The 22147-nt window shown below is 74.7% G+C and carries 18 protein-coding genes; 11 read left to right on the top strand and 7 right to left on the bottom strand.

Annotation, left to right across the window (positions count from 1 at the left end):
• Positions 1-4 precede the first annotated feature (4 nt).
• Genes ACFXPX_RS28095 through ACFXPX_RS28115 form a run of 5 tightly spaced genes read right to left on the bottom strand, consistent with a single transcriptional unit; the run spans position 5 to position 7488 of the window.
• Positions 5-2158 carry a trehalase family glycosidase gene (locus tag ACFXPX_RS28095; protein WP_380643930.1) on the bottom strand — a complete coding sequence of 718 codons (2154 nt, stop codon included), beginning with the start codon at positions 2156-2158 and terminating at the stop codon, positions 5-7.
• Positions 2155-4254, bottom strand: a complete 2100-nt coding sequence (locus ACFXPX_RS28100; protein WP_380643931.1) for a beta-galactosidase — start codon at positions 4252-4254, stop codon at positions 2155-2157. The genes ACFXPX_RS28095 and ACFXPX_RS28100 overlap by 4 nt, the downstream gene beginning before the upstream one ends.
• Before the next feature lie 7 nt (positions 4255-4261).
• Positions 4262-5161, bottom strand: coding sequence for a carbohydrate ABC transporter permease (locus tag ACFXPX_RS28105; RefSeq protein WP_380592897.1), 900 nt, complete (start codon positions 5159-5161; stop codon positions 4262-4264).
• Positions 5158-6084 (bottom strand): carbohydrate ABC transporter permease, encoded by a 927-nt coding sequence (locus tag ACFXPX_RS28110; RefSeq protein WP_380592895.1) that lies wholly within the window; start codon positions 6082-6084, stop codon positions 5158-5160. Before ACFXPX_RS28110 ends, ACFXPX_RS28105 begins: the two co-directional genes overlap by 4 nt.
• A 9-nt stretch (positions 6085-6093) precedes the next feature.
• The gene (locus ACFXPX_RS28115) at positions 6094-7488 is read right to left on the bottom strand and encodes an ABC transporter substrate-binding protein (protein WP_380527233.1); all 1395 of its coding nucleotides are present in this window, start codon (positions 7486-7488) and stop codon (positions 6094-6096) included.
• A gap of 96 nt (positions 7489-7584) precedes the next feature.
• On the opposite strand from ACFXPX_RS28115, the gene gcvPA reads away from it, so the two are divergent.
• The 6 genes from gcvPA to ACFXPX_RS28145 all read left to right on the top strand — a co-directional run bounded on the left by gcvPA (position 7585) and on the right by ACFXPX_RS28145 (position 14047).
• Positions 7585-8943, top strand: coding sequence for an aminomethyl-transferring glycine dehydrogenase subunit GcvPA (gcvPA, locus tag ACFXPX_RS28120; RefSeq protein ID WP_380527235.1), 1359 nt, complete (start codon positions 7585-7587; stop codon positions 8941-8943).
• A 14-nt stretch (positions 8944-8957) separates the two neighbouring features.
• Complete coding sequence (gcvPB, locus tag ACFXPX_RS28125; RefSeq protein ID WP_380643932.1) at positions 8958-10586, top strand: aminomethyl-transferring glycine dehydrogenase subunit GcvPB; 1629 nt, start codon at positions 8958-8960, stop codon at positions 10584-10586.
• A complete protein-coding gene (locus tag ACFXPX_RS28130) occupies positions 10583-11704 on the top strand; it encodes an ATP-NAD kinase family protein (protein WP_380592889.1) in 1122 nt (373 codons plus the stop codon). Before gcvPB ends, ACFXPX_RS28130 begins: the two co-directional genes overlap by 4 nt.
• Positions 11705-11767: 63 nt before the next feature.
• Positions 11768-12514: an SDR family NAD(P)-dependent oxidoreductase gene (locus ACFXPX_RS28135; RefSeq protein ID WP_380592887.1), complete on the top strand. Its 747-nt coding sequence runs from the start codon at positions 11768-11770 to the stop codon at positions 12512-12514.
• 76 nt (positions 12515-12590) lie between these two features.
• Positions 12591-13244: a GntR family transcriptional regulator gene (locus ACFXPX_RS28140; RefSeq protein ID WP_380527241.1), complete on the top strand. Its 654-nt coding sequence runs from the start codon at positions 12591-12593 to the stop codon at positions 13242-13244.
• Between the two features lie 134 nt (positions 13245-13378).
• Positions 13379-14047 (top strand): DUF4937 domain-containing protein, encoded by a 669-nt coding sequence (locus tag ACFXPX_RS28145; protein ID WP_380643933.1) that lies wholly within the window; start codon positions 13379-13381, stop codon positions 14045-14047.
• On the opposite strand, the gene ACFXPX_RS28150 is transcribed toward ACFXPX_RS28145, so the two are convergent.
• Positions 14028-15221, bottom strand: coding sequence for a barstar family protein (locus ACFXPX_RS28150; RefSeq protein WP_380643934.1), 1194 nt, complete (start codon positions 15219-15221; stop codon positions 14028-14030). The genes ACFXPX_RS28145 and ACFXPX_RS28150 overlap by 20 nt on opposite strands.
• Positions 15222-15355: 134 nt before the next feature.
• Positions 15356-16411 carry an NAD(P)-dependent oxidoreductase gene (locus ACFXPX_RS28155; protein ID WP_380643935.1) on the bottom strand — a complete coding sequence of 352 codons (1056 nt, stop codon included), beginning with the start codon at positions 16409-16411 and terminating at the stop codon, positions 15356-15358.
• Positions 16412-16606: 195 nt separating this feature from the next.
• Between ACFXPX_RS28155 and ACFXPX_RS28160 the strand changes: the two genes are divergently transcribed.
• The 5 genes from ACFXPX_RS28160 to ACFXPX_RS28180 all read left to right on the top strand — a co-directional run bounded on the left by ACFXPX_RS28160 (position 16607) and on the right by ACFXPX_RS28180 (position 22124).
• A complete protein-coding gene (locus tag ACFXPX_RS28160; RefSeq protein ID WP_380643936.1) occupies positions 16607-17323 on the top strand; it encodes a hypothetical protein in 717 nt (238 codons plus the stop codon).
• A gap of 16 nt (positions 17324-17339) precedes the next feature.
• On the top strand, positions 17340-17927 hold the full coding sequence (locus tag ACFXPX_RS28165) for a GNAT family N-acetyltransferase (protein WP_380643937.1): 588 nt from the start codon (positions 17340-17342) through the stop codon (positions 17925-17927).
• A gap of 402 nt (positions 17928-18329) precedes the next feature.
• A complete protein-coding gene (locus tag ACFXPX_RS28170; RefSeq protein WP_380643938.1) occupies positions 18330-19499 on the top strand; it encodes a damage-control phosphatase ARMT1 family protein in 1170 nt (389 codons plus the stop codon).
• A gap of 165 nt (positions 19500-19664) precedes the next feature.
• Positions 19665-21047 (top strand): amidase family protein, encoded by a 1383-nt coding sequence (locus tag ACFXPX_RS28175; RefSeq protein WP_380643939.1) that lies wholly within the window; start codon positions 19665-19667, stop codon positions 21045-21047.
• A gap of 195 nt (positions 21048-21242) precedes the next feature.
• Positions 21243-22124, top strand: coding sequence for a S1 family peptidase (locus ACFXPX_RS28180; RefSeq protein ID WP_380643940.1), 882 nt, complete (start codon positions 21243-21245; stop codon positions 22122-22124).
• Positions 22125-22147: the final 23 nt, after the last annotated feature.

Below are 22147 nucleotides of genomic sequence, written 5' to 3' on the forward strand. Positions count from 1 at the left end.
CGGGTCAGCTGCGCAGCAGGGGCAGCAGCAGCGCGGCGGACCAGCTGAAATTGGTGGAGTTGCGGCCGCGGCCGGTCAGCGGGTCGTAGTTCTCCCGGACCGGCCCGTCGCCGCTCAGCCCCTCGGCGGCGGTGAGCAGCCGCTCGACGGCCCGGCGGGCGTCCTGGTCCCAGCCGTACCGGCGCAGCCCCTCGATCGCGAAGTAGCTCTGGTCGAGCCAGGCCAGGCCGCGCCAGTAGCCGGCCGGGTCGAAGGACGGCGAGCTGCGGGCGACGGTCGGGAAGGGCATCGGGGTACCGAACTCCGCCGGGTCGAGCAGCCGGGCCCGCACGGTGCGGGCCTGGGCCGGGTCGGCGGTGCCGGACCAGAGCGGGATCGCGCCCTCGATGCCGCGGCCGCGGGCGGTGAGCCGGGCGCCGGTGGCGAGGTCGGTGTCGTGGAACCAGCCGGTGGCCGGGTCGTACATGGTGGCGCGGATCGCGGCGTCGATCCGCTCGGCCCGGCCGCGCAGCCGCTCCGCCATGGGGCGGTCGCCGAGTTCGGCGGCGATCAGGGCCAGGTGGCGGTGGTCGGCGGCCAGGTAGGCGTTGAGGTCGACGGAGCGCTGGGTGAGCGACCAGCCGACCGGCTCGCCCTTCGGACCGTGGTTGGCCACGACGGTGGCGGCGTCGAAGCGCGGGGCGTTGTCCATGCCGGACTCCCAGGCCGCTGCCTGGCGGCAGTCCTCGGGCGCGGCGTTGGCCGGGTCGAGGGTGGCGCCGTACTCGCACAGGCCCTCGCCGAGGTGGTCCCGGGTGCGGTACCACCAGTCCTGGTAGGCGGTGAGCTTGGGCAGCAGCTCGCGCAGGAAGGCCCGGTCGCCGGAGCGGCGGTAGACCTCCCAGACGGCCCAGGCGGCCAGCGGGGGCTTGGAGTTGCGTTCGTTCCAGTTGCCGCCGCCGGTGGACGGGTCGTTGTAGAAGACGCAGTCCGGGACCATCCCGGCGTCCTGCGGGCGGTCCGGCGAGCCGGGCCCGGTCTGGTGGTCGAAGACGGCGCGGATCTGGTCGGCGGCGAGGCCGGGGGCGAACAGCGCGGTGCCGACGGCCTGCTTCCAGGTGTCCCAGGCCCAGACCCCGCTGAACCACTTGTCGGACAGCGAGGGGGTGACGGCGTCGTGCCGGATCCGCCCGGCGGGGCTGCGCCAGTTGGTGACCAGCGTCTGCACGCACTTGACGGCGGTGCGGCGGCGGGCGGCCGGGACGCCGTCGGTGGCGCGGGCGAGGTAGCCGGCCCAGCGGGCCCGTCCGGTGGCGGCGGTCCGCTCGGGTGCGCGCAGCGCGGCCTCGGCCTCCCGGACGGCGCGGGCGCGGTCCTCGGCGGTGAAGGTGTAGCTCTCGGTCCAGTCCAGGGTGCGGCTCGCGCCGGGCGGCAGCCGTACCGGGTCGGCGAGTTCGGTGCGGTGGCGGTCGCCGTCCACGGTGACCCGGACGGGCTGGGCGTGGCGGACGGCGAAGCTCTCGGTGCCGTCGGTCAGGTACTCCCAGGTCCGGCGGACCCTGGCGAAGGCCACCTCGACGCCGCGCTCGGCGGCGAGCAGTCGCGGGGCGTCGCGCTGGGGGCCGTCGGCGGGACGCAGCAGGGTGCCGGTCCAGGCGACGGCCAGGGTGCGTGCGGTGCGTCCGGTGTTGGCCAGACGGGCGCGGAGCAGGGCGGTGCGGTTGCTGGCGAAGCGCAGTTCGAGGGTGAGGGCGAGGCCGTCGGCGAGGGCGTAGCGCTGGCGGAGCAGTCCGGGCAGGGCGGTGAGGGTCGGGGCGCCGCCCGCGGCGAGGTCCAGCGGCCTTCCCTGCTCGGCGAGTTGGAGTCGGGTGAGGCCGTCGCTGAGCCACCAGGGGTACTCCTGGGCGAGGTGCAGCGGGCCGGTGAAGCCGCCGAGCGGGTCGGTCGGGCGGGGCAGGGCGTAGGCGTGCCAGGCGCCGAGGTCGGCGAAGACGGTGATCGGGTTGTTGTCGCCGGGGTAGGCCTGGGCGGGTGTGCCGTGCAGGTCGAGGACGTCGGCGTAGCGCTCGGCGTCGAGCCCCTCGTCCGCGTGGGCGGCCGGGGCCGCCGGGGCGGCCAGGGTGCCGGCCGTGGCGAGCGCGGAGGCGGCCAGGAAGTGGCGGCGGGTCAGCGGGTTCACGGGCGCTCCTCGGGGGCGGGCAGGCGGAGGACGGCGGCGCCCAGCGGCGCGAGGGTGAGGGTGGTGCCGGTGGCGGAGCCGGTGTGCAGATCGGTGCCGGTGAGCAGGTCGGTACCGGTGAGCAGCTCGGTGCCGGTCAGCAGGTCAGTGCCGGGCCGGGCGAGCGGCACCCGGGCCTCGGCGGGGCCGTGGTTGAGCAGGAAGAGGTAGGCGGTGCCGTCCGCGGCGCGGCGGCGGGTGGCCTCCACGCCCTCGGGCAGGCCGGGTAGTTCGGGGCCCGCGCCGGACTCCGTCAGCGCCAGGTCGAGCACGGGGCCGGTGTCCGGGCCGAGGTGGCAGCTCAGGTACCAGGCGCTGCCGGTGCCGTGGCGGTGGCGGGTGACGGCGGGCCGGCCGGCGAGTTCGCCGGAGGTGTAGCGGGCGACGGTCTCGGCGCCCTCGGGTTCGATCCACTCGCTCCAGTGCTCGGCGCGCAGCTCGGGGTGCGGTTCGGCGTCCCGGTCCGTCCCGTCCAGCCGTACGATGGTGGCCTCGCCGTCCGGGATCGGCCAGTGCTCGTCCACGACCAGGCCGAGCAGTGCGCGCAGCGGGCCGGGGTGGCCGCCGGGGTGGATGTGGTCGTGCCGGTCGGTGATGCCGCTGAACGGGCCGCAGACCAGGTGGCCGCCGCCGTGGACGTAGCCGGTGAGGCGTTCGGCGGTGGCGGTGTCGAGCAGGTACAGGTTGGGGGCGAGCAGCAGCCGGTAGCCCTCGTACCCGGCGGTGGGCGGGAGGAAGTCGACGGTGACACCGCGCTCGTACAGCGCCGCGTACCAGGGGCGGAGCAGGTCGGGCCAGCGCATCCGGGCGGAGGGGTGGTCGTCCAGTTCCAGGGCCCACCAGCTGTCCCAGTCGAGCAGCACGCCGACCTGCCCGCGGATCCGGCTGCCCGCGACCTCGCCGAGCCGGCGCAGTTCGGCGCCGAGGGCGACGGTCCGCTGCCAGCCGCGGCCGGCCGTGCCCCGGTGCGGGAGCATCGCGCTGTGGAACTTCTCGGCCCCGGCCACCGAGGCGCGCCACTGGAAGTGCAGCACCCCGTCGGCGCCGCGGGCCAGCGCCTGGAGCGACCAGAGGCGGTAGAGGTCGGGGCGTTTGGGGACGTTCACCGGGCGCCAGCTGACGGCGGAGGGGGCCTGTTCCATCAGCAGCCAGGGCCGGCCGGCCTTGAGGGAGCGCATCAGGTCGTAGTTCATGGCGGCGTTCACGTGGGCGCGCGGGTCGGCCGGGTCGGGGTAGGCGTCGTCGGAGACGAAGTCCTCGTGCCGGCTCCACTCCCAGTAGTCGAGGGCCTTGAGCATCGACATGAAGTTGGTGGTGACCGGCACCCCGGGCGAGACTTCGTCGAGCACGGCCTTCTCGGCGCGGTGCAGGGCGAGCAGGGCGTCCGAGCAGAACCGGCGCCAGTCCAGCAGCTGGGTCGGGTTGACCGGACCGGGCGCGGTGCGCGGCGGCTCGACCTGGTCGAAGGAGTTGTACCGCTGGGACCAGAAGGCGGTGCCCCAGGAGCGGTTCAACTCATCGACGCTGCCGTGCCGTTGGCGCAGCCAGCGGCGGAAGTCGGCGGCGGACCCGGCGCAGAAGCACTCCTGGACGTGGTCGCCGTACTCGTTGTGGACGTGCCACAGGGCGAGCGCCGGGTGGCCGTGGTAGCGCTCGGCGAGCCTCCGGGTGAGCCGGACGGCGGCCGCGCGGTAGGCCGGGGAGGACGGGCAGTAGTGCTGGCGCGAGCCGAACTCCAGCCGGACGCCGTCGGCGGTGACGGGCAGCAGGTCGGGGTGGGCGCGCACCAGCCAGGCGGGCGGGGAGGCGGTGGCGGTGGCCAGGTCGACGGCGATGCCGTGCCGGTGGACCAGGTCGAGCAGCCGGTCCAGCCAGCCAAAGTCCCAACGGTGGGCGTCGGGTTGGAGCCGGGCCCAGGAGAACACGCCGACGGTGACCAGGTTGACCCCGGCCTCGGCCATCAGCTCGACGTCCTGGGCCCACACCTCCTCGGGCCACTGCTCGGGGTTCCAGTCCCCGCCGTACAGCAGGCCGGGCACGCGGGTGAGTCGGTCCATCGGCGCGTCATCCTTTCAGGGCTCCGCCGAGCAGTCCGGCCACGAACTGCCGCTGGAAGAGCAGGAAGAGCACCATCAGCGGGAGGGTGGCCAGGAAGGAGCCCAGCATCAGGCCGGAGTAGTCGACGTGGGTCAGCCCGGTCAGGGTGTTGAGCGCGACCGGCACGGTGTACCTGTCCTGGGTGTTGAGCATCAGCAGCGGCCAGATGAAGCTGTTCCACTGGCCCATGAAGGTGAAGATGACGAGTGCCCCCAACTGCGGCCGCACGCACGGCAGGACGACCCGGTAGAAGGTACGCAGCTCGCCGGAGCCGTCGATCCGGGCCGACTCCAGCAGTTCGTCGGGGAAGCCCAGGAAGCTCTGGCGCATCAGCAGGATGCCGAAGGAGTTGGCGAGGAAGGGCAGGACGACGGCCTGGTAGCTGTCGATCCAGCCGAGGCTGGCCATCATCTGGAACAGCGGGACCAGCAGCACCTGGAGCGGGATCATCATGGTGGCCAGCACCAGGCCGAGCAGCAGACCGCGGCCGCGGAAGCGGTACTTGGCCAGGCCGTAGCCGCACATCGCGGACAGCAGCGAGCTGAGCAGGGTGTGGACGACGGCGATGCCGAGGCTGTTGAGCAGGACCCGGCCGAAGCCGATGCTCTGCTGGAGGTGCACCAGGTTGTTCAGCAGCTCGCCGCCGGGCAGGAACGGCGGTGGGGAGTGGAAGAGTTCGGAGCTGCTGTGGGTGGCGGCGATCAGCATCCAGGCGAAGGGCAGCAGGCTGGCGACGGCGCCGAGGCCGAGCAGGGCGAGGACGGCGGCGCGGCCCAGGAGTCCGGCCCTCGTCGGTGTTCCGGCCTTCGACGGCGAGCCGGCTCTCATCGGCGGCGTTCCGGCCTCCATCGGCGATCTGGCCTTCATCGGCGGCGTTCCCTTCCGTAGAGCCGGAACTGGAGCAGCGAGACCGCCGCGATGATCAGCACGACCACCCAGGCGATGGCCGCCGCGTAGCCGAAGTCGAGCTGCTGGAAGCCGACCTTGTAGAGGTAGACCACCGGGGTGAGGGTCGCGTCGCCGGGGCCGCCGCGGGTCAGCACGTAGTTCTCGTCGAAGAGTTGGAGGGTGCCGATGGTGGAGGTGATGACGCAGAACAGCACCACCGGCCGCAGCTGCGGCAGCACCACCCCGGTGTAGGTGCGCACGGTGCCGGCCCCGTCGAGGGCGGCGGCCTCGTACTGGTCGCGGCCGATCGCCTGGAGTCCGGCCAGCAGGATGACGGCGTTGTAGCCGGTCCACCGCCAGGTGACCGAGCCGATCAGCGAGATCCGCGCCCAGGTGGGCGAGTTGAGCCAGTCGACCGGTCCGGCACCGAGCGCCTGGAGGGCCTGGTTGGCGAGGCCGCCGTCGGTGCGCAGCAGCACCTGGAAGACCACGGCGTAGGCGACCAGGGTGGTGATCGCGGGCAGGAAGAAGACCGCCCGCCAGCCGGAGCGGAAGCGCAGCCAGGACTGGTTGAGCAGGACGGCGAGCACCAGGGCGAGGCCGATCATCACCGGCACCTGGACGGCGAGGATGAGGCCGGTGTTGACCAGGGAGTGCAGGAAGGCCGGGTCGTCCAGCAGCCGGCGGTACTGGTCGAGCCCGACGAAGACGTCCACGCCGTCGCGGCGGGCGGTGAGGCTCTGGTAGAGGCTGGCGCCCAGCGGGTAGGCGAAGAAGAGGGCAAACAGGACGGCGGTGGGGCCGGCGAACAGCCAGGCGGCGGTGCGCGGGGAGCGTCGTCGGCGGGCCGGGGCGGTGCGGGCGGCGGGCTTGCGCAGGACGGCCGGGAGGCTGCTGGTCATCGCGCCCGCCTACGGGGTTACCGTGGCGCGGCCGGTCGCGGTGGCGATCTGGCGGGCGGCGGAGCGCAGCACGGTGCCCGGGTCGGCGCCGTTGTGCAGCACCTGGTTGACGGCGGTGGTGACGATGTCGCCGGCCTTGGAGTCGTCGGCGGTGCGCTCGACGGTGGGGATGGTGCGGGCCAGGTCGGCGAACAGCTTCATGGCGGGCTGGCCGCCGTAGTAGGGGGAGGGCTGCTGGAAGTACGGGTCGTCCAGGGCGGGGAGGAAGGCCGGGAAGAGGCCCTCGTGCTGCATCATCGAGGCCTGGTTGGCCTTGTCGGCGAGCAGGAAGGAGAGGAACGCCCAGGCCGTCTCGGGGTTCCCGCTCTGCGCGGGGATGCACAGGGTGGAGCCGCCGCTGTTGGAGGTGCGGGGGCCGCCGGCGGTGAAGGCGGGCAGCGGGACGACGCCGAACTTGCCGGACAGGTCGGCCATGTCGGCGGTGAGGGTGCCGTCCCACCAGGCGGCGGTGGGGGTGGTGGCGGCCTTGCCGTCGTGGGTGCCGGAGACCAGGCCGTCCCAGCCGTTCTCGAAGTCGACCAGGTCGCGGTCGACCAGCTGCTTCAGCAGGGTGAGCGCCCGTTCGGCGGCGGGGGTGGCGACGGCGACCTTGCCGTCGACGAACCAGGACTGGCCCTGCTGCTGGAGGAGTTGGGCGAACAGGCTGTCCTGTTTGGAGTCCAGGATGAGCAGCTTCCTGCCCGTGGCGTTCTTGAGGGTCGTCCCGGCGGTGAGGTAGTCGTCCCAGGTGGTGAGGGTGGCGGGGTCGATCCCGGCCTGGTGGAAGTGGTCGCGGCGGTAGAAGAGGGCGCACGGTCCGCTGTCCCAGGGCAGCGCGAGGACCCGGCCCTTGGCGTCCGTCACGGTGCGCCATGCGGCCTCAGCGTACTGGGACTTGAGGCCTTCGGCCCGGCTGCTGAGGTCGACCAGGGCGTTCGGGAAGTTGCCGATGTAGCTGGGGATCCGGCTGCCCTCGACGGTGAGGACGTCGGGCAGTCCGCTGCCGGCGCCGAGCCCGACCGTGATCTTGTCGTAGGCGTTGTCGTAGCCGATGTCGACCACCTCGACGGTGCTGCCGGGGTGGGCCTGTTCGAAGGCCTTGCCGAGCCGTTGCATGGCCTTGGCGGCGACGTCCCAGGACCAGATGGTGACCTTCCCGCCGACGGTGGCACCAGGGCTGCCGGTGAGCTTCCGGGCATCCGGGCCGCCCGCCCCGCCGGTGGCGCAGCCGGTGGCTCCGGCCGCCAGCAGGGCGCCGCCCGCGAGTCCGGCGCCGAGGAACCGGCGGCGGCCCAGGGCGGGGCCGGACTCCCGCTGCTCACAGGCGAGTTGGAGGGGTTTTCTGTGCCGGGTTTCTGCGGACATCTTGCCTCCCGACTGGTGAATGCCGAATGCTGTATACAGAACTCAGCATGCACAGTGCCGTCAAGGCCTGTGACTGAAATCGCGGAAGGTGCCAGGATGACCGCACGCGTTCCCCGGACCCACCCGTACGTCCCCAACTCCGCCCCCGAGGTGCGCGCCGCGATGCTCGCGGAGATCGGCGCCCGGGACGTCGAGGAGTTCTACGCCGACATCCCCGCCGAACTCCGGCTCGGCCGCCCGCTGCGGCTGCCGGCACCGTTCGACTCCGAGGCCCGGCTGGTCGCCCACCTGGAGGAGCTGCTCGCCCGCAACACCCCCGTGCCGCCCGGCCGTTCCTTCCTCGGGGCCGGCTGCTACCGGCACCACGTGCCCGCCGTGGTCGACGAGATCGTCAACCGCAGCGAGTTCCTCACCGCCTACGCCGGGGAGCCCTACGAGGACCACGGGCGCTTCCAGGCGCTCTGGGAGTACCAGTCCCTGATGGCCGAACTGCTGGCCGTCGAGGTGGTCAACGTGCCGACGTACGACGGCTTCCAGGCCGCCGCCACGGCCCTGCGGATGGCCGGCCGGGCCACCGGGCGGCGACGGCTGCTGCTGGTCGGCGACATCGACCCGGACCTGCTGTCCCGGATCCACGACTACGTCCGGGGCGTGCACCCGGTCGAGCCGGTGCCCGCCGAACCGAAGGCCGTCCGGGCCGCGCTCGCGACCGGCGACTGCGCCGCCGTGTTCGCGCAGCTGACCGACTTCTCCGGCCGGGTCGACCCCCGGCTCCCCGAGTACGTCGAACTCGCTCACACGGCAGGCGCGTTGGCCGTGGTGCAGGCCAACCCGATCAGCCTCGGCGTACTCGCCCCGCCCGCCGACCTCGGCGCCGACCTCACCTGCGGCGACCTCCAGCCGCTCGGCATCCACCCGAGCTTCGGCGGCGGCAACGCGGGCTTCATCGGCTCGGCCGACGACCAGCGCCTGGTGGCCGAGTACCCGAGCCGGCTGTTCGGCCTCGCCCCGACCGAGGTGCCCGGCGAGTACGGCTTCGGCGACGTCGCGTACGAGCGCACCTCCTTCGCGCTGCGCGAGGAGGGCAAGGAGTGGGTCGGCACCGCCGCCGCCCTGCACGGCATCGCCGCCGGGGCCTACCTCGCCCTGATGGGCCCGCACGGCATGCGCGAGCTCGGGGAGACCGTCCTCGCCAACACCGCCTACGCCCGGCAGCGCCTCGCCGGGGTGCCCGGGGTGGAGCTCGCCGAGCCGGAGGCGGTGCACTTCGCCGACTTCACCGTGCGCTACACCGGCGGGCCCGGCGCCGCCGCCGTCGCCGACGCGCTGCTCGCCCGCGGCCTGCACGGCGGCACCCCGGCCGGACCGCGCGAGGGCCGGTACTGCGTCACCGAGCTGCACACCCAGGCCGACATCGACCACCTCGCCGACGCGCTCGCGGAGATCACGAAGTGACGGGAGATCGTGAAGTGACCGACCATCGGACTGCCACGGCCGCCGAAGCGCGGATCGCCGCCAAACCCCCGCTGCGCCGCTTCCACCAGGCCCGCTGGGACGAGAAGCTGATCTTCGAGCTCGGCACCCCCGGCGAACGCGGCGTGCTCCCCCCGCTGCCCGAACCCGGCGTCACCGCCGCCGTCGGCGACCCGGCCGCCCGGCTGCCCGCCGCGCTGCGCCGCACCACCCCGGCCGCCCTGCCCGAACTCGGCCAGCAGCAGGTGCTCCGGCACTACCTGCGGCTCTCCCAGGAGAACCTGGGCGCCGACCTCAACGTGGACGTCGGCCAGGGCACCTGCACCATGAAGTACAGCCCCAAGGTCAACGACGGCTTCGTCCGCGACCCCCGGATCGCCGCCCTGCACCCCGCCCAGGACGCCTCCACCGTCCAGGGCGTCCTCGAACTCGCCCACCGCCTGGAGCAGTTGCTCAAGGAGATCTCCGGCATGGACCGGGTCAGCCTGCAACCGGGCGCCGGCAGCGCCGCGATCTGGACCAACGTCTCGGTGATCCGCGCCCACCACGCCGCCCGCGGCGAGGCGCAGCAGCGCGACGAGATCATCACCACCGCCTTCTCCCACCCCTCCAACGCCGCCTGCGCCAAGACCGCCGGCTACCGGGTGATCACCCTGCACCCGGACGCCGACGGCTACCCCGACATCGAGGCGCTGCGCGCCGCCGTCGGCCCGCGCACCGCCGCGCTGCTGATCACCAACCCCGAGGACACCGGCATCTACAACCCGCGGATCGCCGAGTTCGTCCGGATCGTGCACGCGGCCGGCGGCCTGTGCGCCTACGACCAGGCCAATGCCAACGGCATCCTGGGCATCACCCGCGCCCGCGAGGCCGGGTTCGACCTGTGCCACTTCAACCTGCACAAGACCTTCTCCACCCCGCACGCCTGCGGCGGACCGGCGGCCGGCGCCTGCGCGGTCACCGCCGAACTGGCGCCCTACCTGCCCTCCCCCACCATGGAGTTCGACGGCGAGCGCTACCGGCTGGAGACCGACCGGCCGGAGTCGATCGGCAAGATCCGCCCCTACCTCGGCGTCGTCCCCAACCTGGTGCGCGCCTACGCCTGGATCATGTCGCTCGGCGCCGAGGGCCTGCGCACGGTCGCCGAGACCGCCGTGCTCAACAACAACTACCTGCTGCACCGGGTGAAGCGGATCCGCGGCGTCTCCGTCCCGTACGCCGAGGGCCGGCCGCGGGTCGAGCAGGTCCGGTACAGCTGGCAGCGGCTCAACGAGGACACCGGCCTGCACAGCGAGGACCTCGGCCACCGCGCCGCCGACTTCGGCACCCACTACTGGACCAGCCACCACCCGTACGTCGTCCCTGAGCCGATGACCCTGGAGCCCACCGAGTCCTACTCCCGCGCCGACCTGGACGAGTACGCGGCGATCCTGGCCGAGGTCGCCCGGGAGGCCTACGAGGACCCGGAGACGGTCCGGACCGCGCCACACAACTCCACCGTGCACCGGATCCGGCACGAGCCGCTGGACGACCCGGCGGTCTGGTCGGTCAGCTGGCGCGCCTACCGCCGCAAGGTCCTCGGCGAACAGCCTCCGGGCGAGCAACCGCGGGGCGAACAGCCGTGACGGCAACCCCGGTCGGGCTGGTGGTCAACCCGGTCGCCGGACTCGGCGGCCGGGTCGGCCTCAAGGGCAGCGACGGCCCCGAGGTCCAGCGGCGCGCGCTGGCGCTCGGGGCCCGCCCGGAGGCGCTGCGCCGAGCGGAGCTGACGGTCCGCCAACTCGCCGGCGTCCGCCTGCTCACCGTCGCGGGAGCGATGGGCGAGGACGCCGTCACCGGCCGGCCGGCCCGCGTGGTGCACCGGCCCGGTCCCGCGCCCACCACCGCCGCGGACACCCGGGCGGCCGTCCGCGCCCTGGTCGCGGCCGGCGCCGGGCTGCTGCTGTTCTGCGGCGGCGACGGCACCGCCCGGGACGTCCTGGACGCGCTCGGGCCGGACGCCGACGGGGTGCCCGTACTCGGCATCCCGGCCGGGGTGAAGATGCACTCCGCCGTCTTCGCCGTCCACCCGCACGCCGCCGCCGAGGTGGTCACCGCCTGGGCCCGCGGCGCCGTCCGCCTGGAAGCCGCCGAGGTGGTGGACCGGGATGAGGCGGCGCTGCGGGCGGGCCTGGTCCGCACCCGGCTGTACGGCCGGCTGACCGTCCCGGTGCTGCCCGCCCGCGTCCAGCAGCGCAAGACCGGCAGCGGCCTCCCCGCCCCGTCCACGATCGGCGGGATCGCCGCCGAGGTCGCCGAACGGGTCGGGCCCGGCGGCCTGCTGGTGCTCGGCCCCGGCACCACCACCCACGCCGTCGCCACCGCCCTCGGCGCCCCCGACACCAGCCTCACCGGCGTCGACCTGCTCCGCCTGCACGCCGACGCACCGCCTGCCGTCCTGCGTCGGGACGCCCGCGCCGACCAGCTGTGCGACCTGCCCGGCGCCCCCTGGATCGCCCTCTCCCCCATCGGCGGCCAGGGCTTCCTGCTCGGCCGCGGCAACCGGCAGCTCACCCCCGACCTGCTGCGCGCGGCCGGCCGGGACCGGCTGCTGGTCCTCGCCACCGAGGCCAAACTGGCGGCCCTGGCCGGCCGCCCGCTGCTGCTGGACACCGGTGAACCGGAGCTGGACCACGCCCTCGCCGGGCACGTCCGGGTGATCACCGGCCACCGCTCCGGCGCCGTCTACCGCCTGTCCGCCTGAACCCCGTCCGCCTGGCGCCCGTCCACCCGTCCACCTTTCCCCCCGCCCGCGAAGGAGTTCCCCATGATCGACCTGCACGGCAAGCGCGCCCTCGTCACCGGCGCCGCCTCCGGCATCGGCCTGGCCACCGCCGCCCTGCTCGCCGAACTCGGCGCGGCCGTCGTCCTCGCCGACCTCGACGCCGACCGCGGCGAGCGGGCGGCCAAGGAGACCGGCGGCACCTTCGTCCGCTGCGACGTCTCCCGGCGCGCGGACTGCGAGCGGGCCGTCCGCACCGCCGTCGACCACCACGGCGGCGTGGACGTGCTGTTCAACAACGCGGGCATCATCCGCCGGTCCACCGTCACCGAGATCACGGACGAGGACTGGGACCTGGTGATGGCCGTCAACGTCCGCTCGATCATGCTGCTCAGCGGACTCGTCGTCCCGCTGATGGCCGCGAACGGCGGCGGCAGCATCATCAACACCGGCTCCGGCTGGGGCATCAAGGGCGGCGGCCGGGCCGTCTCCTACTGCGCCTCCAAGGGCGCCGTGGTCAACATGACCCGGGCGATGGCCATCGACCACGGCCCGGACAACATCCGGGTCAACTGCGTCTGCCCCGGCGACACCAACACCGGCATGCTCGCCGAGGAGGCCCGCCAGCTCGGCGAGAGCGCCGCCGCGTTCTACGCCGACGCCGCCGACCGCCCGCTCGGCCGGATCGGCCAGCCCGGGGACATCGCCCGCACCGTCGCCTTCCTGGCCAGCGACGCCGCCGCCTTCGTCAGCGGCGCCGTCATCGCCGTGGACGGCGCCGGAACCGCCTGACCGGCCACGCCGTCCGGCCCGGCGGGGGCCGGACGGCGGCCGGTACTCTACGGGACGAACGAGGAAGGGAAGCCCGATGGCGATCGAGCGGCGTCCGCTGCGCGAGCAGGTGAAGGACGAACTGCTGGAACAGCTCGGCCGCGGCCGGTTCACCCCCGGCGAGTCGATCAACGAGGTCCAGCTCGCCGAGGAACTGGGCGTCAGCCGGACCCCCCTGCGCGAGGCGCTGATCAGCCTGGAGCGCGAGGGCATCATCACCAGCGAGCGCGGCAAGGGCTTCCGCTTCGCACCCACCGGCAAGCAGGAGTTCCTCGACCTCACGGCCATCGTGATCGCCCTGGAGTCGCTCGCCCTGCGCACCTCCGACCCGGCCCACCTGTCCGCGATCGCCCCCAGGCTCCTCGCCGAGGCCCGCGCCTTCTCCGCCCCCCAGGCCCCGCACGGCACCATAGAGCGCCACGACGACGCCTGGCACGCCCTGTTGCTCTCCGGCTGCGCCAACACCCGGCTGCGCGACATGATCGACTCGCTGAAACTGACCCTGCACCGCTACGAGCGGGTCGTGGTCGGCGACGACGAGATCCTCCGCCGCGCCGCCGAGGAGCACGAGCGCATCGCCCAGTGCCTCCTCGACGGCGACCTCGACCAGGCCGTCGTCGCCCTGGAGGCCAACTGGACCAGCGGCATGGCCCGCATCCTCGAACGCCTCCCCCCGGTCGGCGCCCGCTGAGGCATCCCCCCACCCCCCGCCGCAGAGCTCCCGCTCGACCAGCCCGGCGCCACGCCCTACGCCCCTGGCCGGAGCCCGCCCGCGACCTCCGGCCGATTGCCACTCGTCCCACCCGGCGCAGCATGATGGCGCCCATGTGGGGCAAGTGGATCAACTGCCGGGTCCGGCCCGGCGCACGCGCGGACTTCGCCGCCGGACAGCGCCGCTGGTCGGCGATCGCGGACCAGCCCGGGCTGCTCGGGCAACTGGGCGGCTGGGACGGCACCGGCCGCCGGGCCCTGCTGTACGCCCTCTGGGCGGACCGGGCCGGGTACGACCGCTTCCTGCGCGAGCGCCACGACGCGATCGCCACCGAGGCCGCCCAGCAGGGCAGTTGGGAATCGATCCGGGTCGCCGCCGGCCCCGTCGTCCAGGCCTTCCCCGGCACGGCCCCCACCCTCCCGGACGCCCTCCGGCACGCCACCGTGCTGCGCGCCGCCGACTGCCGCCTCCACCCGAGCCGCGCCGAGCACTTCCTCGCCGTCCAACGCGACGTCTGGGCCCCCGGCATGGCCGCGGCCGGCGGCCTCCTCGCGGGCACCGTCACCCGCCTCGCCGCCGACCGCTACCTGGTCACCACCCTCTGGACCTCCCCCGAGGCCCACACCGCCTACACCACCCACGCCTTCCCCGCCCTGCGCGCCCGCGCGGACGTCCCCGTCGATGTCGCCACCCTGACCGGCCACGTCGTACCGCTGGAACCCAGCTGGCACGTCGGGTGGGCGGGATCGTCCGTCGGCTCCCTCACCGGAGTTCGACGGTGACGCCGTACTCGCGCAGGAGGTTCACGGTCAGCTCGAAGTAGGACAGACCGCCGCAATGGTGCAGAACGTGTCCGGCGAGGGCGTCGCGGGCGATGTCGGCGTGGTGCCAGACGAGGGTGAACGGGGGCACGACGGAGAACCCGCCGGCCAGGCAGTCCGTCATCGCGTCCAGGTCCCTGCCGTAGTTGGCGCCGGGGCCGAGCAGGGCTTCGCCGAGCGCCAGGAGCAAGCCGGCCCGGTCGGTGACGTGCTGTCCGTCCAGGTGGTACGTCCCGCCGGAGAGGCCCTCCGGCCCGTACGGGCCTCCGTGGGTGAGGTCCAGCCACGCGGACCGGCCCTCGGCGTCGAACCGCGCCCACTGGCCGGGCCGCGTGGGAACACCGTCGGACCAGACCTCCCGGACCGCGCGGGCGGCCAGGGTGGGGCGGTCGTCGCCGGGGTCGGTGACGGTGACGTCGATCAGGGCTCCGCCGAGAACGGACGGGCGTGCCTCGACAATATCCAGGTCGAGGCGGTGCCTGGTCATCGTCCGGCCGTGGCGGTCGATGCACCGGAGCGTGATCGGGTCGCCCTGCTGCGGAAGGGGACGGCGCAGCAGGGCCAGGAGCGGTGCGGCGGGTTCGCAGCCGATCAGCTGCACGGGCCGGGTGGGTCGCCGCGGGCGCGGGGTGAGCAGGCCGTCGACGGAACGGCAACCGCCCGACGGGCTGTCCCCCCGGATCGAGGGGAACCACAGGTCGAACCGCGGACTCGAAGGCAGCCGCCTGCCGCCCCAGAAGTCGTCCTCCCTGACGCCGGTGCCCACGACGATGTCCACGCACCCGGGATCGCCCGGCGTGGGCCACTGGGCCAGGACGGCCGTGCCCTCCAGGTCCCAGAAGCGGGCCGGCCCGTCGTTCGAGGGGTCCTCAGGCTCGATCGAGAGCATTCCGTCCCCCAGCAGCCGCACCGGTTCGGCGCCGGCCGCCACGGCCTGGACCAGCAGGCTCCCGCGCGGGCAGCCGCGCAGCGTCAGGACCTCTCGCGGCAGCGGCAGCGGGTCCGTGAACAGGCCCTCGACCTCCGCGCACCGCCCCCACAGCACGCCCTCCCCCTCACCGTCGATGTCCTCCCGCACCAGGAGGTACCGGACCGGGAAGTCCCGCTCCCACCCCGCGTGTTCCTCGGACCGCACGCTTCTCCCCCGCTACCCGGCCGTCTCGGCGCGCCAACCCTACGGCTCGCCGACGCCGACGCCCGCCGAATATCGCGCGCCCGGAACAACCCTCCTCGCCGGTCCTGCCGTAACCGGCCCGACGACCCCATGGCTCAGCTCACCACCGGCACACCCTCCGGCCGGCCCGCGAGCAGCGCGGCGACGTGGTCGGCGCAGCGCAGTGCGGCCTCCGTCATGGCGCTCCTGGTCATCCCGGCGACGTGCGGGGTGAGCAGGGCGTTGGGCAGCCCGGAGAGCGGTGAGGCGAAGGCGGCGTGCTCGTGGGCGAAGGTGTCCACGGCGGCCGCCGCCAGTGGGTGGGCCGGGTCGCGGAGGGCGTCGGCGAGGGCCTGCTCGTCGACGATGCCGCCGCGGGCGGTGTTGAGCAGGATCGAACCGGGCCGCATGCGGGCCAGTTCGGCGCGGCCGATCAGCCCCCGGGTGTCCGGGGTGAGCGGCACGTGCAGGGAGACCACGTCGCTGGTGGCGAGCAGGGCGTCCAGGCTCGCTACCGACCGCACGGTGGCGAGGGCCGGGTGCCGGGTGAGGGCCTGGACGTTCAGGCCCGGCGCCGTGGCCCGCTCGGCCAGGACCCGTCCGATCCGGCCCAGCCCGACGATGCCCAGGGTCAGCTCCGACAGCCCGACCGCGGGCGCGCCGGGCGAGGTCCAACGGCCCTGCTGTGCGGCCTCGTTGTACGGCACCAGGTTCCTGGTCAGGGCGAGCAGCTGGGCCAGCGCGAACTCGGCGACGGCGTTCGCGTTCGAGCCGGGCGTATGGGTGACCGTGACCCCGAACCGGGCGGCGGCGGCCAGGTCGACGTGGTCCGTGCCCGCCCCCGCCCGTCCGACCACCCGCAGCCGGTGCGCCACCCCGGTCTGCGTCGCCGCCGCGAGGAGCGCGGAGCCCAGCGGCACGCCCGCCCGGGACTTGAGCGCGTGGAAGCCCAGCCCACCGCGCGTCAGCTCGGCGCGCAGCGCCGCCTCGTCGAACAGGTCGACGTCGGTGAACTCCACCCGCCCCGCCCACCGGGCCGTGACCCCCGCAGGATCCGCCACCCGCCGCAGGTTCAACGTGACGGCCAGACCGTGCCCGACCAGGCGCTCCAGCTCCCGGTCGAGCAACTCCCCCGGCGCCGCGTCCAGCACCAGCAGCCGCTTCGGCCCCACGGCCACCACCCCCTCACGCCCCTGTCTGCCAGCAGTGTGCGGCCGCCCCCGATCGTGCCAGGTGCCACTGACACCCCCGCGCCTCCCCGAGTTCCACAGCTCTCCCGCCACCGACCTCCACATGCGGCCCGCCCCGGTAAAGGGCTCTCCCCCGGCACCGCCCGCCCACTGTCTGACCTGGCAGGATCTGCCGCCATGACGCACCACGAGACGCCCGCGCCGGCCGCCGGCCACTCGCACCGGCGGGGTGGCCGGGCCGGCGGTCGCCGGACTCCGCGCGGGAAGAACGACGTGCCGTGGCCCCGGCGGCCGGTGCTGACGGCGTTGTGGATCCCGGCCGCCGCCGCGCTGCTCCCCGTCGGCGGGGCGCTCGGCGCGTTCGGGCCGTGGTTCATCCTGCCCTCGCTGGCCCTGGCCCTGACCGGTGGGGCGGGCCTGGTCTACGCCGTGCTGTCCCTGGGGCAGTCCGCGGTGGTGCGGGGCCCGGCGCTGGCGCTGCTGCTCGCCCCGCTGATCGCCGTCCCGCTGATGAGCCTGAACACCACCCAGGCCACCGTGCTCTCCCTGCGGGGCACCGCGCACCCGGGCACCGTCACGGGCGTCACGGTGCACCACGGCAAGGGCACCAGCTACTCCTGCACCGTGCGCTACGACGACGCCCCGGCGCGCAGCCGGTCCGTGTCCTGCGGGTCGTTCGACGCGGCGGGCGAGCGGGTGAGCGTCACCGAGGATCCGGACGGCCTGGTGGACCCGGAGTTCACCGCAGCCGCCGAGAACCCCCGGTTCGACTTCGCCATGGTGGGCGTCGCCGATCTGTCCCTGCTGCTCATCGCCGGTGTCGCGGCCGGCCTGGGTGCGCTGGTCCACCTGCTGCGGGGGAGCCGAAATCCCGTTGCGCCGGCGGCGGGGTGACGACCATGATCCGTGAATGGAGCTGACGGAGCTGACGGAGCTGACGGAGCTGACGGAGCAGACGGAGACGGCCGAGCCGGAGATCGACCTGGGCGAGGTGCTGCTGCGCCGTTTCCGCGGCGAGGCGGACTTCCCCGAGCTCTTCCGGGTCATCGAGGAGTCGCTGGAGCACCTGCGGCCCTGGATGCCGTGGGTCGCGGAACACAGCGAGGCCAAGACCGCCGAGTTCCTGGCCGAGCGGCCGGGGAAGTGGGAGAGCGGCCAGGACTTCACCTACGCGATCCTGCTGGACGGCGCGATCGTCGGCGCCTGCGGGCTCTTCCGGCGCGCGGACACCGCCGACCACGGCCGGGAGATCGGCTACTGGCTGCACCCGTCCGCCACCGGCCGCGGCATCGCCACCCGTACCGCCCGGGCGCTGGCCGACCAGGCCTTCCGGCTCCCCGGCGTGGACTTCGTCGAGATCGTGCACGACCCGGCCAACCTCGCCAGCGGCGCCGTCCCGGCCCGCCTCGGCTTCACCGAGCACGCCCGCCGCCCGGCGAAGGCGATCGCCCCCGCCGAGACCGGCGAGGAGCAGATCTGGCGGCTCCACCGCAGCTGACCGACCCGGCCCTGCGGCCGGCGAGGGCCCGGCGGCCCGCAGCCGTGGGGGAATGCGTGCGGACCGCCGGGCGGCGCCGGTCGGACGGGACGATCCGGCCGGGCGCCGTGGGAACGAACGCGACCGGAGACTCACGCCTCCGTGCGGAGCGCCCCATTTCGAACCCCGCAGACCGGCCGCATACCCTCTGCTGCGACCTTGCGCGTTCGTTCCCACGCCCAGGAGAGTCGGCGTCGGCGCGACGGATAACACTTTTCTCCCCGGCCCCTCCGGCGCCCTTGATCGTCTACCCTCGGCTCCGACCCCCGACCCCCGACCCCCGACCCCCGACCGCCGGGCCCCGCACCCCCGCCCCCGTACCCCCGCCCCTCGGCGGCGACGACGAGAAAGCCGAGCCCCACCGTGCCGAACGCCCCCGTGATCCGCAGCGACGCCCCCGGCTCCTTCGCCTGGGGCGTCTTCCACGAGCGCCACCCCGAGCTGGTCCGCCGGGTCCTCGGCGCCCTGCCGTACGGCCCGGGCCAGCGGGCGGCCGTGGAGCGGCTGCTCACCGAGAGCACCAGCGGCGTCCTGGAGCCGCCGGCCGCGGACGGCCCGGACGCCGCCCGCTGGCTGGCGTGGGGCGAGGGGCTGTGGGGCAGGCCGTGGGGCGAGGCGCCGTTCCTGTGGGCGGAGAGCTGGTTCTACCACCGGCTGCTCGACGCCACCGGGTACTTCGGGCCCGGTGCCTGGCAGGGCGTCGACCCGTTCGCCCCGTTCAAGGACGCCGAACTGGCCGGACCGGCCGTCGACGGGGAACTGGCCGCGCTCGACGGGCTCGACGCCCTGCCGGAGCCGCGCCGGACGGACGCGCTGCTGCGGTCCGCGCTGTGGGGCAACCGCGCCGACCTGAGTTTCCAGCTCACCGCCGAGCCGGGCAGCGGCCCGGCCGACGCCGACCTGCTCGCCGACGACAGCGCGCTGCTGCGGGCCGAGTTGCAGCGGGCCGGCGGCGGGCGGGTCTGCGTCATCGCGGACAACGCGGGCCGGGAGCTGCTGCCGGACCTCGTCCTGATCGACCACCTGTTGAGCACCGGCCCGGTCGCCGAGGTCGTCCTCCACGTGAAGCCGCAGCCGTACTTCGTCTCGGACGCGACCACGGCCGACGCCCTCGCCGCGGTCGAGCGCCTGCGCACCGCGCCGTCACCGGCGGCCGGGGCCGTCGGCCGCCGCCTGTGGCGGGCGTTGGAGAGCGGCGCGCTCACGATCCGCACCCACCCGTTCTTCTGCGCGCCGCTCCCGTACCACGACCTGCCGGACGACCTGCGGTCCGAACTCGCGGGCGCCGCGCTGACGATCCTCAAGGGCGACCTCAATTACCGCCGCCTGGTGGGCGACCGCGACTGGCCGCCGACCACCCCGTTCCGCACGGCGGCCGAGCACTTCCCCTCGCCCGTCGCCGCCCTCCGCACCTTGAAGTCGGACGTGGTCGTCGGCCTCGCCCCCACCACCGTCGCCCAGCTCGACGCCGCCGGCGCCCCGTGGCGCACCACCGGCCGCCACGCCGTCATCCAGGTCCGCACGCACCGGTAGCCGGGGCTCCCGCGCCGGCGCGGCACCGGTTCCGGGCCCGGGTCTTCGCCCCGGTACGGTGTGACCGACCGTCACCCGAGCCCGTCAGCACGTCAGCCCGTCCGTACGCCAACACATCAGTACGTCAGTACGTCCGTACGTCTGCACCGAAGGAGCCGACCCCCCATGGCCGAGCAGCACACCACCGCCGGCCGGGGCCGCGCCCACGACCTGGTGTCGGCCGCGCTGGAGCGCGCCGCCGCCGTCGAGCACCTCAACGCCTTCATCACGCTCGACGCCGAGGGCGCGCTCGCGCAGGCCGCCCGCAGCGACGAACGCCGTGCCGACCGTGGCGGCGGCCCGGCTCCGTGGTCCCTGGTCGTCAAGGACAACACCCACGTCGCCGGCCTGCCCAACACCGCGGGCACCCCGGCGCTCACCGGCTTCGTGCCCGCCGCCGACGCGCCCGTGGTGGCGGCGCTGCGGTCGGCCGGGGCGATCGTGCTGGGCAAGACGAACATGCACGAGCTCTCCCTGGGCGCCACCTCGTGCAACCACACCTTCGGCGCGGTCGGCAACGCCACCGACCCGGCCCTGTTCGCGGGCGGCAGCAGCGGCGGTACGGCCGTCGCGGTGGCGGCGGGCGTGGCGGAGGCCGGGCTCGGCACCGACACCGGCGGGTCGGTCACCATCCCGGCCGCGCTCAACGGCGTCTACGGCCTGCGGCCCAGCGCCGGGCGCTACTCCTCGGCGGGGGTCACCCCGCTGTCCACCACCCGGGACACCCCCGGCCTGATGGCCCGTACCCTGGAGCGCCTCACCACGCTCGACGCCCTGGTCACCGGAGCCCCCGCCAGTCCGCCCGCCCCGCCCGCCCTCGCCGACCCGGTGCGCCCGCCGCGGCTCGGCCTGCCGAGGCAGGTGTTCACCGAGGACCTGGAGGACCCGGTCCGTACGGCCTGGGAGCAGGCCGTCGACCGCCTCACCTCCGCGCGGACCGAGTGGGTGCCGGTGGACACGGCGCACCTGGTCGAGTACGACGACCGGATCGGATTCCCGCTGGTCTTCGGCGAGTTCGCCACCGCCCTGGGCCGCTACTTGGCGGAGCACGGCGCGGGGCTCGGCCCGGCCGAACTGATCGCCGCGGTCGGCGACCCGGACATGGCGGCGCTGCTCGGGGCCGCCGCCCTGCCCAGTTCTCCCGGGTACCCGGGAGAGGCCGGTCTGCGCGGTGCGCTCGCCACCCGCCGCACCCTCCAGGAGGCCTACGCCGAGCTGTTCACCGCGCACGGCCTGGACGCACTGCTGAGCCCGACCGTCCCGGTGTGCGCCCGGCCGCTGCGCCGGTACGAGGACAGCCTCCCGCTCAACGGCCGGGACGCGCCCACCTTCCAGACCCTGATCCGCAACACCTCCCCGGCGGCCACCGCGGGCCTGCCCTCGGTGACGATCCCGCTCCCGGTCAGCGGCTCCGCCCCGGTCGGCGTCCAACTCATCGGGCCCCGGCTGGCCGACCGTGAGCTGCTCGCCACGGCCGCCCGGGTCGACGCCGTCCTCCGGTGCCGGTGAGCACGGCGCGCTGAGCCGAACCGCGTCGCACGGCGGGGTTCGCACGCCGGGTCCGTACCTCCGACGCCGTCTCAGGACGTCTGTACCGGAACCGTCCGCGGTCCGCATACTTCCGGTCAGCGCCCGTCAGGAGCAGCTCGTCCCGTGCCGCTCCCGGAGGCGCCACCCCCAGGGCCCGCCCCCAGGAGGAAGACCATGCGCAGGACCGCCGCCCGCATCCCCGGGACCACCGCACTGCTCGCCCTGCTGACCGCCACCGCCCTCACCGCCCCCTGCCCCGGCGCCGCCGCCGCGACCGCGACCGCGCTCACCCGCACCGCCGCCGGGGCCGAGCGGCTCGCCGTGGTCAGCGAGGCCGTCCTGAACGCCGAGGTGGACGGGACGGCCTGGTACGTCGACCGGGTCGGCGGCCGGGTCGTGGTGACCGCCGACAGCACCGTCTCCCCGGCCGCGCTCGCCGAACTCGTGCGCGCCGTCGGCCCCGACGCGCCCGCCCTGACCGTCCAGCGCGTCCCCGGACGGTTCACCCCGCTGCTGGCCGCCGGCGACGCCGTCTACGGCGGCCGCTACCGCTGCTCGCTCGGCTTCAACGTGGCCGACGGCGGCGCCCACTACTTCCTCACCGCCGGGCACTGCGGGAACGTCGCCGCCACCTGGTACGCGGACGGCGCCCACCGCACCGCGATCGGCCCGACCCTCGCCTCCACCTTCCCCGGCCACGACTACGCGCTGGTCCGCTACGACAACGAAGCGCTCGACCACCCCGGCGGGTTCACCTCCGCCCCCGACGCGTACGTGGGCGAGGCGGTCACCCGCACCGGGTCGACCTCCGGCACCCACACCGGCACCGTCACCGGCCTCGACGCCACCGTCCGCTACACCGGCGGCGGGACGGTCCGCGGCCTGATCCAGACCGACGTCTGCGCCGAGCCGGGTGACTCCGGCGGCCCGCTGTACGAGGGCGACAAGGCGCTCGGTCTGACCTCCGGCGGCAGCGGGGACTGCACCACCGGCGGGACGACCTTCTTCCAGCCGGTGAACGCGGCCCTCGCCGCGTACGACGTCAGCGTCTACTGACGCCGGTGCACTGAGCCTCCCGC

Source organism: Kitasatospora sp. NPDC059146 (genome assembly GCF_042786665.1).
In the GTDB taxonomy this organism is placed as follows: domain Bacteria; phylum Actinomycetota; class Actinomycetes; order Streptomycetales; family Streptomycetaceae; genus Kitasatospora.

Excerpts from the sequence above, each read along its gene's own strand:
- ACFXPX_RS28175 (WP_380643939.1), top strand. The coding sequence starts at position 19,665 with ATGGCCGAGCAGCACACCACCGCCGGCCGGGGCCGCGCCCACGACCTG.
- ACFXPX_RS28180 (WP_380643940.1), top strand. The coding sequence starts at position 21,243 with ATGCGCAGGACCGCCGCCCGCATCCCCGGGACCACCGCACTGCTCGCC.
- ACFXPX_RS28165 (WP_380643937.1), top strand. The coding sequence starts at position 17,340 with ATGGAGCTGACGGAGCTGACGGAGCTGACGGAGCTGACGGAGCAGACG.
- ACFXPX_RS28140 (WP_380527241.1), top strand. The coding sequence starts at position 12,591 with ATGGCGATCGAGCGGCGTCCGCTGCGCGAGCAGGTGAAGGACGAACTG.
- ACFXPX_RS28100 (WP_380643931.1), bottom strand. The coding sequence starts at position 4,254 with ATGGACCGACTCACCCGCGTGCCCGGCCTGCTGTACGGCGGGGACTGG.
- ACFXPX_RS28110 (WP_380592895.1), bottom strand. The coding sequence starts at position 6,084 with ATGACCAGCAGCCTCCCGGCCGTCCTGCGCAAGCCCGCCGCCCGCACC.
- ACFXPX_RS28115 (WP_380527233.1), bottom strand. The coding sequence starts at position 7,488 with ATGTCCGCAGAAACCCGGCACAGAAAACCCCTCCAACTCGCCTGTGAG.
- ACFXPX_RS28105 (WP_380592897.1), bottom strand. The coding sequence starts at position 5,161 with ATGAAGGCCAGATCGCCGATGGAGGCCGGAACGCCGCCGATGAGAGCC.
- ACFXPX_RS28135 (WP_380592887.1), top strand. The coding sequence starts at position 11,768 with ATGATCGACCTGCACGGCAAGCGCGCCCTCGTCACCGGCGCCGCCTCC.
- ACFXPX_RS28160 (WP_380643936.1), top strand. The coding sequence starts at position 16,607 with ATGACGCACCACGAGACGCCCGCGCCGGCCGCCGGCCACTCGCACCGG.
- gcvPA (WP_380527235.1), top strand. The coding sequence starts at position 7,585 with ATGACCGCACGCGTTCCCCGGACCCACCCGTACGTCCCCAACTCCGCC.
- ACFXPX_RS28145 (WP_380643933.1), top strand. The coding sequence starts at position 13,379 with ATGTGGGGCAAGTGGATCAACTGCCGGGTCCGGCCCGGCGCACGCGCG.